Raw genomic sequence first — 13,916 nt, 5'->3', positions numbered from 1 at the left:
TAAATTTTCAAAAAACTATGGCGCGGCTCACAAACCCGGTGCTACGCTCTAACTGCCAAAGGCGGGCACCCGGACCTCGGGAAGCTATCTACCAGGCGCAACTTAACCTTCATCGCACATGCTGAAGCCTGGTAACCAAGCTAACTGGAGCTCCTCTCTGTAGCGCCCCCAAACAGGTCACCTGGCTTCCTCAGCACTAAGGAAGTCGCAACATGAGTACAACCGTCACGGCCGAGCAATTCCTGGCCACATCCATTGAGCTGGCTACAGCCAATGTCCTCAACAGTGGGGGCCCGTTCGGGGCCGTCATTGTCACCGCGGACGGACGAGCCTTCGAAGGCGTCAACCGCGTTACCGCAACGAACGATCCCACCGCACACGCAGAAGTCACGGCCATCCGTAACGCCTGCCGCGAACTGGGAACCTTCGATCTCAGCGGAGCAACCCTCTACACCAGCTGCGAGCCATGCCCCATGTGCCTGGCCTCCGCACTCTGGGCACGCGTTGACCGCGTGTTCTTCGCCGCAGACCGTCACGACGCCGCATCCGTGGGCTTCGACGACGCCGTCTTCTACGAGTACTTCGAGAACGACAACCGGGACGCGCTGATGCCGGTAGCCAAGCTGGAACTGGGCGACCCCCAGGCTCCGGAGGCCCTCCAGCCGTTCAACACATGGAACACGCTTGATTCCAGGATTGATTACTAGGGCCCGGTGGCTGACATGAATACCCTGGACAATGCAGAAATGCAGACAGCCGCTGAGAAGCAGGCTGCGCTTTTCCCCCATGGAGGCGACAGCGCAGAGCCCACAGCGGCAAAGCACACAGCAACCGGACTTGCCGGCGGTAACGGCAAGCCCCCGAACTTTCTGGACAAGTTCTTCCAGATCTCAAAGCGTGGCTCAACGCTGGCCCGTGAATTCCGCGGCGGCCTGGTCACCTTCTTCACCATGGCGTACATCGTCATCCTCAACCCACTCATTCTGGGTGGCTTCTCAGCGGAAAATGCCCCTACAGACGTAGCTGGCGGCTGGCTTTCAGCTGCACAGGTAGGTGCTGTTACAGGCCTGACCGCCGGCGTCATGACCATCATTTTCGGCCTGATCGCCAACCTTCCCTTTGGCCTCGCCGCCGGTCTGGGCATCAATTCCTTCCTTGCCGTGGCAGTCATTCAGGAAGTCACATGGCCCGAAGCCATGGGCCTGGTGGTCATCAACGGCATCCTGATTGTCCTCTTCGGTGCTACCGGTGCCCGGACGGCAATCTTCAAAGCAGTACCCAAGGAGCTCAAGGCCGCCATCACCGTTGGCATCGGCTTGTTCATTGCCTTCATCGGCTTTGTGGATTCCGGGTTCGTTCGCGCAACAACGGCCGGCCCGCCGGTCCAGCTCGGGGATAACGGCTCCATCACCTCCATCCCCACCCTCGTCTTCATCATTGGACTGCTGACCATGGGCATCCTCGTGGCACGCAAGATTCAGGGCGGCCTGCTGATCGGCATCGTCGCCACCACTGTCCTCGCCGCTGTTGCCGAGGCCGTGTTCCGCATCGGCCCCGGCTCCGCGGACAACCCCGGCGGCTGGCACCTCAACGTGCCTATCCTTTCCAGCCGGCTGGTGTCCGTCCCGGATCTGAGCCTGGTGGGCCAGTTTGATCTCTTCGGCTCCTTCGCCAGGATCGGCGGATTGGCAGCCACCATGTTGGTCTTCACTCTGGTGTTCACCAACTTCTTCGACGCCATGGGCACCATGACGGGCCTGGCCAAGAGCGCAGGCGTGGCACACAAGGACGGCACGTTCCCCAAGCTGAAGTCTGCCTTCATTGTTGAAGGCATGGGCGCAGTGGTGGGTGGCGCAACGTCCGGTTCGTCCAACACCGTGTACATCGATTCGGCTGCGGGAATTGGCGAAGGCGCACGGACCGGCCTGGCCTCGGTGGTTACCGGCCTGCTGTTCCTGGGCTCCATGTTCTTCACGCCGCTCACTTCGGTGGTGCCCTTGGAAGTTGCAGCAGCGGCCCTGGTGGTAGTGGGTGCAATGATGATGGCGCAGATCCGGGAGATCAAGTTCACCAAGTTCTCCATCACCCTCCCGGCCTTCCTGACCATTGTGACCATGCCGCTGACGTACTCCATCGCCAACGGCATCGGCGTGGGATTCATCTCCTTCGCAGTGATCAGTGCGGCGTCGGGCAAGGCAAAGAAAGTCCACCCGCTTATGTGGGTTGTCACGGCGGGGTTCATCATCTACTTTGCCCGCGGCCCCATCAACGCGCTGATGGGCGTCTAGCCCGGAGCCGCATCCCGCGCCGGCGGGTACTTATCCGGCACTCTGATCGGCGGTCCGCCGGTACCCACCGCACGAATAGGCGTCCGCCGTCGTGATCCTTCCCGAACTATACGGACTGGAAAAGGCACGACGGCGGGCGGCGGCTGGTGACCGGGCGCTCCGTCAGGGAACGGGGGCAGGGAGATGAAGCCCTTGCCCCCGTTCCTATGAACTCTTACTGATTGAACTTTTACTGATTAACCGCGACTACCCCTCAACATCCTCTGGAAATGAGAATATGAGGCAAGATCGCGCACTGCTCCGGCCGGGCTACCTGGCCGGACACCTGGAATAAGGATGTGTTGCCATGCTGGATCTGATGCCTTCACTGGGCAGCTGGCGGCCTGCGGTCTCCGGCCAACTGTGTGCTGTGGCCACGATCGTGGGGACCGGCGGTTCCGTGCCCCGGCCCTTGGGGACGTCCATGATGGTCTCCGAAAACGGCGAAATCCTGGGCAGCCTGTCCGGAGGTTGCGTTGAAGGTGCCGTGGTGGAGGCCGCCCTGGAAGCAATCCGCGACGGCGGCCCCCGCCTTGAGTCGTTCGGGTACAGTTCCGAGGACGCTTTCGCGGCGGGACTCACCTGTGGAGGGGAACTGGAAGTCCACATCCAGCCGCTCAAGGCCGGCTCGGCTGAACTTTCCATGTTCTCCGAAGCTCGGCGCCCTGCAGCCCTGATACGTCGGCTCGATTCCCACGGTGGCGTCATGGTGGTCCATGATCCCCTGCGGTTCCGGGCCATGGAATCGGAGGAGCTCGCCAGGTTGTTGGGCGACCACCCCTCCACACTCTTCGCCGCTGCTGCCCAGGTGGAGCCACTGCTCCAAGGCGGCCGCACCGGTCTGGTCCGCCTGGCGCCACCGGAGGGATGCATCGACGGCTGGGTCACCACGGAAAGGCTGGCTCTGCCCCCGCGCGAAGATGTCCAGCCTGAACCGATCAGCCTGTTCATTGAGAGCCGTTTGCCGGCCGCACGGATGGTGATCTTCGGTGCCAACGACTTCGGGGCGGCGTTACTCCCTGCCGGGCAGCTCCTCGGCTACAACGTCACCCTGTGCGATGCGCGGCCCGCGTTCGCTTCGCAAAGCCGTTTCGCCGGGGCGGATCAAGTGGTGACCGAATGGCCGCACCGCTATTTGGAAGCCGAGTCCGCAGCGGGACGCATCGACGCCCGCACAGTAGTGTGCGTTCTCACGCACGACCCCAAGTTTGATATTCCCTTGCTTCAGAGCGCCCTCGGATTGAAGCTGGCCTACGTTGGGGCCATGGGGTCCCGGCGCAGCCATCGGCAACGGGTTGACGCCTTGCTGGAGGCGGGCATGCCGTTGGAGTTCCTGGAGCGCCTTCATTCGCCCATCGGCCTGGACCTTGGCGCAGTGACTCCGGCCGAGGTAGCCGTGTCCATCGCGGCAGAAATCATCGCCGAGCGCGGTTCCGGCCCCAATACTTCCCAGGCCCCCGGCTTCCCTTCCCTCAGGGACAGCACCGGACCGATTCACCCAGCCCCGGTTAATCCATCCCCGATCCCGACGGCTACCCAACACCTCACTCAGGAGGACCCATGGACATGAACACGATCGAGGCCGTGGTCCCCACTACGGACCCGGCACAATGGCGCGACGGCGACGCCTGGCTCGCCGGAGGCACTGTCCTCTTCTCCTACGGCAGCACCGTTTTGAAGCGGCTTCTTGACCTTGGCCAAGCGGAATGGCCTGCCACTACTGTCTCCGATGCCGGAATCGAACTGGCCGCAACGTGCACAGTGGCCGAGCTCTACGCCCTGCCCGTATCCACAGAAGCAGCCAAACGTGAATGGCCTGGATTGGCTCTGATCCGCCCGTGCTGCGACTCGTTTGTGGCCTCGTTCAAGATTTGGAACATGTCCACGGTGGGTGGCAACATCTGCACTGGCCTGCCCGCCGGGCCCATGACTTCGCTGTGCGCGGGACTGGACGGCCTGGCCACCATCTTCAGCCCGGATGGCAGCAGCCGGGAGGTCCCCGTGGCGGACGTTGTTACGGGGGACATGCAGACCTCGCTCGCGCCGGGGGAGTTGCTCCGCAGCATCCATTTGCCTGCGTCAGCACTGTCCGCCCGCGTCGCTTTCCGGCGTTTGTCCCTGAGCAACCTTGGCCGCTCCGGTGTGCTGCTGATCGGGCGGCTGGACCCCGACGGCGGCCTGGTCATCACGGTGACCGCGTCCACCAAACGTCCGGTACAGCTGAGGTTCCCCGCCGGGCAGGTTCCCGACGCCGGGATGCTGGCTGACGCCGTCGGCGATTCCATTCCCTGGCCGCTGTACCACGATGACATCCACGGGCTTCGTGCCTGGCGGCGGGACATGACGTTCAAGCTGGCCGAGGAAATCCGGGCCGAGCTGCTGGGCGAATCCATCACCATATCCGGCGACTTCTGGCCCCCACATGCCACTTCGCCGCAGCCTTCCACCCAACCAGCCGTCCCGAACCTTCAGAAGGAGGCCCGCAATGGCAATTGAGATCAATGGTTCTGCCTCGCAGGCCACACCCCGCCCCGGACAATGCCTCCGGACCTTCCTTCGCGAGGAAGGCAACTTCGGCGTCAAGAAGGGCTGCGACGGGGGTGACTGCGGCGCCTGCACCGTGCACGTGGACGGCCAACCTGTACACAGCTGCATCTACCCGGCCGTCCGCGCCGAGGGCAAGGCCGTGACCACTATTGAGGGCCTCGCTTCCGCGGACGGTCTTCACCCTGTGCAGGAGCAGTTCCTCGAGGCCCAGGGCTTCCAGTGCGGCTTCTGCACCGCCGGGATGATGATGACCGCCGCAACGTTCGACGACGAGCAACGCGCCAACCTGCCCCGCAACCTCAAGGGCAATCTGTGCCGCTGCACCGGTTACCGCTCCATTGCGGACGCTGTCTGCGGTCATGGCGGCGACCACCAGCACGACGCCGGCGCTGACGTTTCGGGGGCGCATGCACCAGCCGCAGGAAAACCGGCCGCTGTGGAAGCGACTCCCGGCCAGCTCGGGGACAACGTTCCCGCGCCCGCCGGCCACGCCGTGGTCACCGGAACTGCCCGCTACGCCCTTGATGTTCCGGCCGAGGATCTTCCGGGCCTGCTGCACATGAAGCTCTTGCGTTCGCCGCACGCGCACGCCCGGATCGTGTCCATCAACAAGGCACCGGCTCTTGCGGTTCCCGGCGTGGTGGCGGTCTTCACCCATGAGGATGCGCCCCAGCTCTTGTTCTCCAGCGCCCAGCATGAGAATTACACCGACGACCCGGACGATACCCGCGTGCTGGACAACGTGGTGCGTTTCATCGGGCAGCGGGTTGCCGCGGTGGTGGCCGAGTCAGTGGGTGCAGCAGAAGCGGGTGCCCGGGCGTTGGAGGTTCAATACGAGCTCCTTCAGCCGGTGTTCACCCCCCAAGAGGCCATCCTTCCCGGGGCTCCGGCTATCCACGGTGAGAAGGACGGGGTTTTCTCCCGCATTTCTCGGCCGCTCCAGAACGTAGTAGCCGAGGTCCATGCCGAGCTGGGCAGCGTGGCAGACGGCTTTGCTGCCTCGGATTTCATTCACGAGCACACGTACCAAACCCAGCGCGTGCAGCACGTAGCCATGGAAACCCACGCTTCCATCGCGTGGGTGGATGAACAGGGCCGGTTGATGATCCGTTCCTCCACCCAGGTTCCCTTCCTGGTGAAGCGCACCCTGAGCCGGGTGTTCAACCTGGCGCCGGAGAGCATCCGCGTGGTGGCCGGCCGGGTGGGCGGCGGCTTCGGCGGCAAGCAGGAAGTCCTCACCGAGGACCTGGTGGCACTTGCTGCCTTGGCACTGCGGAGGCCGGTGCAGCTGGAATTCACCCGCACGGAGCAGTTCACGGCAACCACCACCAGGCACCCGTTCACCATCCACCTCAAAGCTGGGGCAAGCCGCGATGGTTCCCTCACGGCGCTGCAGTTGAACGTCCTCACCAACACCGGGGCCTACGGAAACCACGCTCCCGGTGTGATGTTCCACGGTTGTGGTGAGTCGCTGGCTGTGTACAAGTGCGTGAACAAGAAAGTGGATGCCCACGCCGTTTACACCAACACCGTTCCTGCGGGTGCTTTCCGCGGCTACGGGCTGAGCCAGATGATCTTCGCGATCGAATCGGCCATTGATGAGCTCGCTATTGGCATCGGCATGGATCCGTTGGACTTCCGGCTCAAGAACATGGTCCGCCCGGGTGATCACATGCTCTCCACCACGCCCGAGCCGGAGGAAGACGTCCATTACGGAAGCTACGGCCTGGACCAGTGTGTTTCCTTGGTCCGGGATGCTTTGGACCGCGGCAAGGAACGCTACCGGGCTGCCGGGCTTGATGACCTCGGGCCGGACTGGGTGGTGGGTGAGGGTTCTGCCCTGTCCATGATCGACACCGTTCCGCCCCGCGGCCACTTTGCCCACACCCGGGTGAGCCTGGAAGCGAACGGAAGGTTCGCCGTCGACGTCGGTACGGCCGAATTCGGGAACGGCACCACCACCGTCCACGCGCAGCTGGCTGCAACGGCCTTGGCCACTACAGCGTCACAAGTGACCGTCCGGCAGTCCGATACCGACCTCGTGGAGCACGACACCGGCGCGTTTGGTTCGGCCGGAACCGTAGTGGCAGGCAAGGCGACGCTCGGCGCGGCGCTGGAGCTTGCCACCCGGATCCAGACCGTTGCCGCTTCGCTGACCGGAGCCGCCATCACCGATTGCCGGCTGGTGGACGGAGCTGTGCAGTGTGGAAACCGTACGGTGCCGCTGACCGAAATCGTCAGCGCCGCCCGGCTGCAAGGCGTTCGGCTCGCCACGGATGGAAACTGGGGAGGGACGCCGAGGTCTGTGGCGTTCAACGTCCACGGCTTCCGGGTTGCGGTGAATACTGGCACAGGCGAGCTGCGGATCCTGCAAAGTGTTCAGGCTGCCGACGCCGGTGTGGTGGTGAACCCACGGCAGTGCCGGGGCCAGATCGAGGGCGGTATTGCCCAGGCCCTCGGCGCGGTGCTGTATGAGGAAGTGAAAGTGGACGACGCCGGACGCGTCACCACGGACATCCTGCGGCAGTACCACATACCGTCGTTCGCGGACGTGCCCCGGAGCGAGGTGTACTTCGCCACCACCAACGACTCCACCGGGCCGCTGGGTGCGAAGTCCATGAGTGAGAGCCCGTTCAACCCCGTGGCCCCAGCCCTGGCCAACGCCATCCGCAACGCCACGGGCATCCGTTTCGGCGAGCTGCCCATTGCGCGGGACAAGATCTACCTTGCGCTCCGGGATCGCACCACCGCCCCCGTTTAGATCCAACTGGGTCGCAGATCAGGCCGTTCCCAGCCTTGGGAACGGCCTGATCCGCTATCTACTTGGCTGAGACGGCGAGCTCCATGAACACGCTGTTGGGGTCCAGGGTGTAGTCGGCAAAGGGCGGGCACTCCGTGAATCCGTGCCGGGCGTAGAGCCGCCGGGCCGGAGCGAAGTAGTCCTCGGTGCCCGTCTCAAGGCTCAGGCGTTCGTAACCCAGCCGCGCAGCTTCGGCCACGATGTGCTCAAGCATCAGCGTGGCAACACCACGTCCGCGCGCACTGGCAGTGGTGCGCATGGATTTGATCTCGGCGTGCCCGGCGGACAGCGTTTTCAACGCTCCACAGCCCAGCAGCACCCCGTCCTCGCGGGCCGTCCAGAAAGTGATGGACTCGTGCGACAACGCCGAGTGGTCCAACGCATGGACGCTCTCTGCCGGGGAAGTGGCGAACATGTCAGCCAGGTGCTCGCTCAGAAGCGCATGGACATCAGGGCGTGCAGGATCATCAGGGGCAATGCGAATCATGTCCCTAAATTTACCCGCCCCTAGTGGTCCAAAAGGTGCAGTTGCGCTTTGGTATCCAGGTCCTCGCCGGAGCAGAGGTCACTGCAGTCCACCAGGTCCACCAAGCCGGGATGGGCTTTGAGGAAGGAGCGCGCACCGGTGTCGCCATGAGCGGCCGCGGCCGCTTCGGAGCGGAGCGCGACGTCGAAAATCACCGGGTGCCTCCGCTTCAGATGGCCGGACTCATCAGGGTAGGCCGCCGCGGTGACCCGGCCGGGACGGTGGCTGCCCAGCAACCTGCTCACCGCCGTCGGGGTTAACCCGGGCTGGTCCACCAGCGCCACCATAATGCTGTTCCCGGGGGCCGCGGCCTCGATTCCGGCACGGAAGGAACCGGCCATTCCCTTGGCCCAGTTTTCGTTTTCCACCACCACATGAGGGCCCAAATCAGTGCTCCTCCGGACGTGGTCGGCATCAGCGCCGAGTACCACCACCACCTCGCGGCAGCCGCCGTCGAACAGTGTGTCGGCGAGAACTTCCACCAGGGTCCTGCCCCGGAAGGGGAGCAGCGCCTTGGGGCCGCGACCCAGCCGCGTTCCTGCGCCCGCAGCAAGAAGCACGCCCGTGGTGGGGGCAGTGCCGGTGTCAGTCATATCCTCACCATACGCGCGGCGATCCATGCGGTCTCTAGCTCCTTGGGTTCTTTCGAAGAGATCTACCAAAATCGGTTGTAAATTACCGCGCAGTAGGGCTTTTGGCGGCCTGAAATGGCCGCTATGGTCTTTGAGGGAGTTATGAAGTCAGCTCGGATACGCAACGTCGCGTGAAAGAACAGGGGAAAATGGCTGGCAGTTTTGAAATTCTCAAGGCAGGAACCAACTCATTCCGGTTCCGGCTGACCGCGGAGGATGGAACGGTTGTGGCAGTGTCGCCGCAGTTCCCCAGTCTGAAGGCAGTAGTGGCAGGTATCAACGCAGTCCGCGAGAATGCGGCAACCGGCTTTGTGGTTGATAGAAGGAACCTGGGCACCTAGGCCCGGTGAACAAAGCCAGCAGCTGCAAAAAGGTGGCGGCAGTGTTCTTCACGAACACTGCCGCCACCTTCGTTACGCGTGCTGTCAGGCGTCGCCGCCTGCTCCGCCGGTGGTGCCGGCGTTCACGTCCAGCAACTTGTAGCGGTCAATGGCGTACGACGGCGCGCCCTCCTCAACTTCACCTCTCGCCGCCAGCAACTGGAGGGTTTTGGCGACGATGGAGTGGGTGTCGTTTTTGAAGTAGCGGCGTGCGGCTTGGCGGGTGTCGGAGAAGCCGAAGCCGTCTGCTCCGAGGGATGCGAAGTCGTTGGGGATGAATTGGCGGATTTGGTCGGGGACGGCTTTCATGTAGTCCGAGACGGCGATGACGGGTCCGGTGGTGCCTGCGAGTTGTTCGGTGATGAACGGGGTGCGGGCGGGTTGGCCGGGGTTGAGGAAGGCGTGTTCTTCGGCGGCGAGTCCGTCGCGTCGGAGTTCGTTCCAGGAGGTCACGGAGAAGACGTTCGCAGCGACGTTCCAGTCTTCGGCCAGGATCCGGGCGGCTTCGAGTGCCCAGGGCACGGAAACGCCGGAGGCGAGGATGTTCGCGGTGGGCCGGTTACCGTCTGTGTTTCCGGTTTGCGGGGCTTCTGCGAGTTTGTAGATGCCTTTGAGGAGTCCGTTGATGTCGAGGTTTTCCGGTTCCGCGGGTTGGGTGATGGGTTCGTTGTAGACGGTGAGGTAGTACATGACATTTCTGTCATCGTCAGCGTCTGGTCCGTACATTTGTTCGAGGCCGTGGCGGATGATGTGGCCGATTTCGTAGCCGTAGGCGGGGTCGTAGGTTTTCACGGCGGGGTTGGTGGAGGCCAGGATGGGGGAGTGCCCGTCGGCGTGTTGGAGTCCTTCGCCGGTGAGGGTGGTCCGTCCTGCGGTGGCGCCGATGATGAACCCGCGGGTCATTTGGTCTGCTGCGGCCCAGAACGAGTCCCCGGTGCGTTGGAAGCCGAACATGGAGTAGAACACGTAGATCGGGACCAGGGGTTCGCCGTGGGTGGCGTAGGCGGTTCCGGCGGCGGTGAACGCTGCGACGGCGCCGGCTTCGTTGATGCCGGGGTGGATCAGTTGGCCGGCGGGTGATTCTTTGTAGGCCAGGACGAGGTCGCGGTCCACGGAGAGGTAGTTCTGGCCTTTGGGGTTGTAGATTTTCGCGGTGGGGAAGAACGCGTCCATCCCGAAGGTCCGGGATTCGTCCGGGACCACGGGCACGAACCGGGCACCGAAGTTTTTGTCCCGCATGAGGTCTTTGAGGAGCCTCACGAAGGCCATGGTGGTGGCGGCTTGTTGTTTCCCGGATCCGCGTTTGGCTACCTCGTAGGACTTGGCGTCCGGGAGGGTCACGGGGGTGTGGGTGCGGCGCCGTTCGGGCACGAACCCGCCGAGCTCGGCGCGGCGTTCCATGAGGTATTTGATTTCCGGGGCGTCCATGCCGGGGTGGTAGTACGGGGGACGGTACAGGTCAGCGTCGAGCTGGTCATCGCTGATGGGGATCCGGAGGTGGTCACGGAAGGCTTTGAGGTCTTCCATGGTCAGTTTCTTCATCTGGTGGGTCGCGTTGCGGCCCTCGAAGTGCGGTCCCAGGCCGTAGCCCTTGACGGTTTTGGCCAGGATGACGGTGGGTTTGCCCTTGAACTCGGTCGCTGCCTTATAGGCGGCGTAGACCTTGCGGTAGTCGTGGCCGCCGCGTTTGAGGCCCCAGATCTGCTCGTCGTCCAGGTCCGCGACCATGTCTTTGGTCTGCGGGGATTTACCGAAGAAGTGTTCACGGACGAACCCGCCGGACTCGGCCTTGTAGGTTTGGTAGTCACCATCGGGGGTTTCGTTCATGATTTTCACCAACGCCCCGTCCTTGTCCGCTTCCAGGAGCGAGTCCCACTCACGGCCCCAGACGACCTTGATCACGTTCCAGCCCGCACCGCGGAAGAACGCCTCGAGTTCCTGCATGATCTTGCCGTTGCCGCGGACCGGTCCGTCCAGGCGCTGGAGGTTGCAGTTGATCACGAAGTTCAGGTTGTCCAGGTTCTCGTTCGCGGCGAGCTGGAGCAGGCCACGGGACTCGGGCTCGTCCATTTCCCCGTCACCGAGGAACGCCCAGACCTGCTGGTCACTGGTGTCTTTGATGCCACGGTTCTGCAGGTACCGGTTGGACTGGGCCTGATAGATCGCGTTCATCGGGCCGATACCCATCGACACGGTGGGGAATTCCCAGAAATCAGGCATCAGCCGCGGGTGCGGGTACGAGGACAGGGCGTGGCCTTCCTTGGACTTTTCCTGACGGAACCCGTCCAGATCCTCCTCGGTCAGGCGGCCTTCCATGAACGCCCTGGCGTACATGCCCGGCGAGGCGTGGCCCTGGAAAAACACCTGGTCCCCGCCCGAAGGGTGGTCCTTGCCGCGGAAGAAGTGGTTGAACCCCACCTCATACAACGTCGCAGCACCGGCATACGTGGAAATATGCCCGCCCACACCAATATCGGCCCGCTGCGCACGGTGGACCATCACCGCAGCGTTCCACCGCATATACGCCCGGTACCGGCGCTCGAACTCCTCGTTCCCCGGGAACGCCGCTTCCTGGTCCACCGGGATCGTGTTCACATAATCAGTGGTCGTCACCATCGGCACACCCACCGACCTCGCACCGGCACGCTGCAACAACGAACGCATAATGTACTGGGCACGCTCGGTACCCTGCTCCGCGATCAACGCATCAAGGGACTCAATCCACTCCGCGGTCTCTTCCGGATCACGATCAGGCAGCTGGGCAGTCAACCCGCTGAGGATGTGTGAGGTCTCTTCTCCTGCAGCCACGTCCAACCTCTCTTCATTGAATGTCTGGGCGCTTGCTCTGTGGGGGCGCTCAAGGAATTTCGTATTGTGAGAATAAAATTCTGCAATTCGAGATTACGTCTGCGGATGGGCAGCGTCAACACGGAATGCATAACCAAAACAGTCAACTGGCAAAGCGTCGCTCAAGCAACCGAATGTGACCCTGCATACACCCCGAATCCTTGACGTTACGTGACCTGAGTCATAGAGTGCTTTCACTATTCAATAACTAGATTCCGCAATGTGGAATCAGTACGAAGTGGAGATCCACGATGCAGACGACTTCATCAGTCGGCGTCACTGAGACTCCGGGAGAACCAAGCGCAGGTGGCCCCAACCATCCGGTTGTGGGAAACACTGACCTCTGCGCCATTGCTTCCGAAGCATCAGGCCGTACCATCAGTCCCAGCCTCTACAACATCGACCTTGCGCCCACCAAGGCCAAAGGCCGCAAGTGGACCAGCTACAGCATCTTTACCCTCTGGGCCAATGACGTCCACAGCCTGGGTAACTATGCCTTCGCCATCGGCCTGTTCTCCCTGGGCCTGGGTGGTTGGCAGATCCTGGTAGCACTGGGCATCGGTGCCATCCTCCTGTTTGGCCTCCTGAACTTCTCCGGGTTCATGGGTGAAAAAACCGGCGTCCCCTTCCCGGTCATGAGCCGCATCAGCTTCGGCATCAGGGGAGCACAAATTGCCAGCCTGGTTCGCGGCGCCGTTGCCGTGGCTTGGTTCGGCATCCAGACTTACCTGGCCTCGGTTGTTCTCCGCGTCATGCTGGTAGCCATGGCTCCGGGCCTGAAGGACTTGGACAGCAACTCCATTCTTGGCCTCTCAACCCTGGGCTGGTTCTCCTTTGTGGCGCTCTGGATTGTGCAGTTGGTGATTGTCAGCTTCGGCATGGAAATGATCCGTAAGTACGAGGCCTTCGCCGGTCCCGTCATCCTGGTGACCATGGCCGCCATTGCCGTGTGGGTCTTCATTGAAGCCGGGGGTGCCATCCAGTGGAGCGGCATCAAGGGCCTTGAAGGCACAGAGATGTGGCTGACCATCTTTGCAGGCGGCGCGCTGTGGGTCTCCATCTACGGAACGTTCGTCCTGAACTTCTGCGATTTCACCCGCTCCTCCACATCCAAGAAGTCCATCGTCAAGGGCAACTTCTGGGGCATCCCCATCAACATGCTCCTCTTCGGCGCCATTGTGGTGGTGATGGCCGGCGGTCAGTACAAGATCAACGGCACCGTGATCGAGAGCCCCTCGGACATCGTGGAGAGCATCCCCAATACGCTGCTGCTGGTCCTGGCTTGCCTTGCACTCTTGATTCTGACCATCGCCGTGAACCTGATGGCCAACTTCGTAGCTCCCGTCTACGCCCTGACCAACCTCTTCCCGCGGCACCTGAACTTCCGCAAAGCAGCATGGGTCAGCGGCACCATCGGGCTGATCATCCTGCCGTGGAACCTCTACAACAACCCCATCGTCATCGTGTACTTCCTCGGCGGCCTTGGTGCTTTGCTCGGCCCGCTGTTCGGTGTGGTCATGGCAGATTACTGGCTGGTCCGCCGCGGCAAAGTCAACGTCCCCGAGCTCTACACCGAGGATCCCAAGGGCGCCTACTTCTACAAGCGCGGCGTGAACCCGAAGGCCATCATCGCGATGATCCCTGCAGCCGGCCTCGCCATTGCCATCGCTTTCATCCCCGGACTGGCAGCAGCTGCGCCCTTCGCCTGGTTTATTGGCGCCGGCGTCGCAGCCCTGACGTACTTCGCTGTTGCGGACAAGAAGCAGGTCCACGAGGACGTCTCCGGCGAGCCGATCGCCGTCGCCAGCACCCACTGACTTACCAACACGTCAAGGCATTGCCCGTCCTCCCAGCCAA

The 13,916-nt window shown here is 62.8% G+C and carries 10 protein-coding genes; 7 read left to right on the top strand and 3 right to left on the bottom strand.

The window, feature by feature from the left end:
• The first annotated feature begins 212 nt into the window (after positions 1–212).
• The 5 genes from ABI796_RS16035 (at position 213) to ABI796_RS16015 (ending at position 7,635) form a co-directional block, all read left to right on the top strand.
• The gene (locus tag ABI796_RS16035; RefSeq protein WP_011776019.1) at positions 213–707 is read left to right on the top strand and encodes a nucleoside deaminase; all 495 of its coding nucleotides are present in this window, start codon (positions 213–215) and stop codon (positions 705–707) included.
• Between the two features lie 6 nt (positions 708–713).
• A complete protein-coding gene (locus ABI796_RS16030; RefSeq protein ID WP_141281013.1) occupies positions 714–2,288 on the top strand; it encodes an NCS2 family permease in 1,575 nt (524 codons plus the stop codon).
• 346 nt (positions 2,289–2,634) lie between these two features.
• Positions 2,635–3,897, top strand: a complete 1,263-nt coding sequence (locus ABI796_RS16025; protein WP_141281015.1) for an XdhC family protein — start codon at positions 2,635–2,637, stop codon at positions 3,895–3,897.
• Positions 3,888–4,823, top strand: coding sequence for an FAD binding domain-containing protein (locus tag ABI796_RS16020; RefSeq protein WP_141281017.1), 936 nt, complete (start codon positions 3,888–3,890; stop codon positions 4,821–4,823). Before ABI796_RS16025 ends, ABI796_RS16020 begins: the two co-directional genes overlap by 10 nt.
• Positions 4,813–7,635: a molybdopterin-dependent oxidoreductase gene (locus tag ABI796_RS16015; protein ID WP_141281019.1), complete on the top strand. Its 2,823-nt coding sequence runs from the start codon at positions 4,813–4,815 to the stop codon at positions 7,633–7,635. The genes ABI796_RS16020 and ABI796_RS16015 overlap by 11 nt, the downstream gene beginning before the upstream one ends.
• Before the next feature lie 58 nt (positions 7,636–7,693).
• On the opposite strand, the gene ABI796_RS16010 is transcribed toward ABI796_RS16015, so the two are convergent.
• A complete protein-coding gene (locus tag ABI796_RS16010; RefSeq protein ID WP_141281021.1) occupies positions 7,694–8,161 on the bottom strand; it encodes a GNAT family N-acetyltransferase in 468 nt (155 codons plus the stop codon).
• Positions 8,162–8,181: 20 nt separating this feature from the next.
• Positions 8,182–8,820 carry a nicotine blue oxidoreductase gene (nboR, locus tag ABI796_RS16005; protein WP_141281023.1) on the bottom strand — a complete coding sequence of 213 codons (639 nt, stop codon included), beginning with the start codon at positions 8,818–8,820 and terminating at the stop codon, positions 8,182–8,184.
• 161 nt (positions 8,821–8,981) lie between these two features.
• Here nboR and ABI796_RS16000 point away from each other — a divergent pair, with 161 nt between their 5' ends.
• A complete protein-coding gene (locus tag ABI796_RS16000; RefSeq protein ID WP_024818015.1) occupies positions 8,982–9,173 on the top strand; it encodes a DUF1508 domain-containing protein in 192 nt (63 codons plus the stop codon).
• Between the two features lie 84 nt (positions 9,174–9,257).
• On the opposite strand, the gene aceE is transcribed toward ABI796_RS16000, so the two are convergent.
• Entirely contained in the window at positions 9,258–12,020 is a 2,763-nt protein-coding gene (aceE, locus tag ABI796_RS15995; RefSeq protein WP_373091717.1) for a pyruvate dehydrogenase (acetyl-transferring), homodimeric type, read from the bottom strand.
• A gap of 290 nt (positions 12,021–12,310) precedes the next feature.
• Here aceE and ABI796_RS15990 point away from each other — a divergent pair, with 290 nt between their 5' ends.
• A complete protein-coding gene (locus ABI796_RS15990; RefSeq protein WP_141281064.1) occupies positions 12,311–13,876 on the top strand; it encodes an NCS1 family nucleobase:cation symporter-1 in 1,566 nt (521 codons plus the stop codon).
• Positions 13,877–13,916: the final 40 nt, after the last annotated feature.

The organism is Paenarthrobacter aurescens (assembly GCF_041549525.1).
GTDB classification, from domain to species: Bacteria; Actinomycetota; Actinomycetes; order Actinomycetales; family Micrococcaceae; genus Arthrobacter; species Arthrobacter aurescens.
This window is presented reverse-complemented; position numbering and strand designations above follow the sequence as displayed.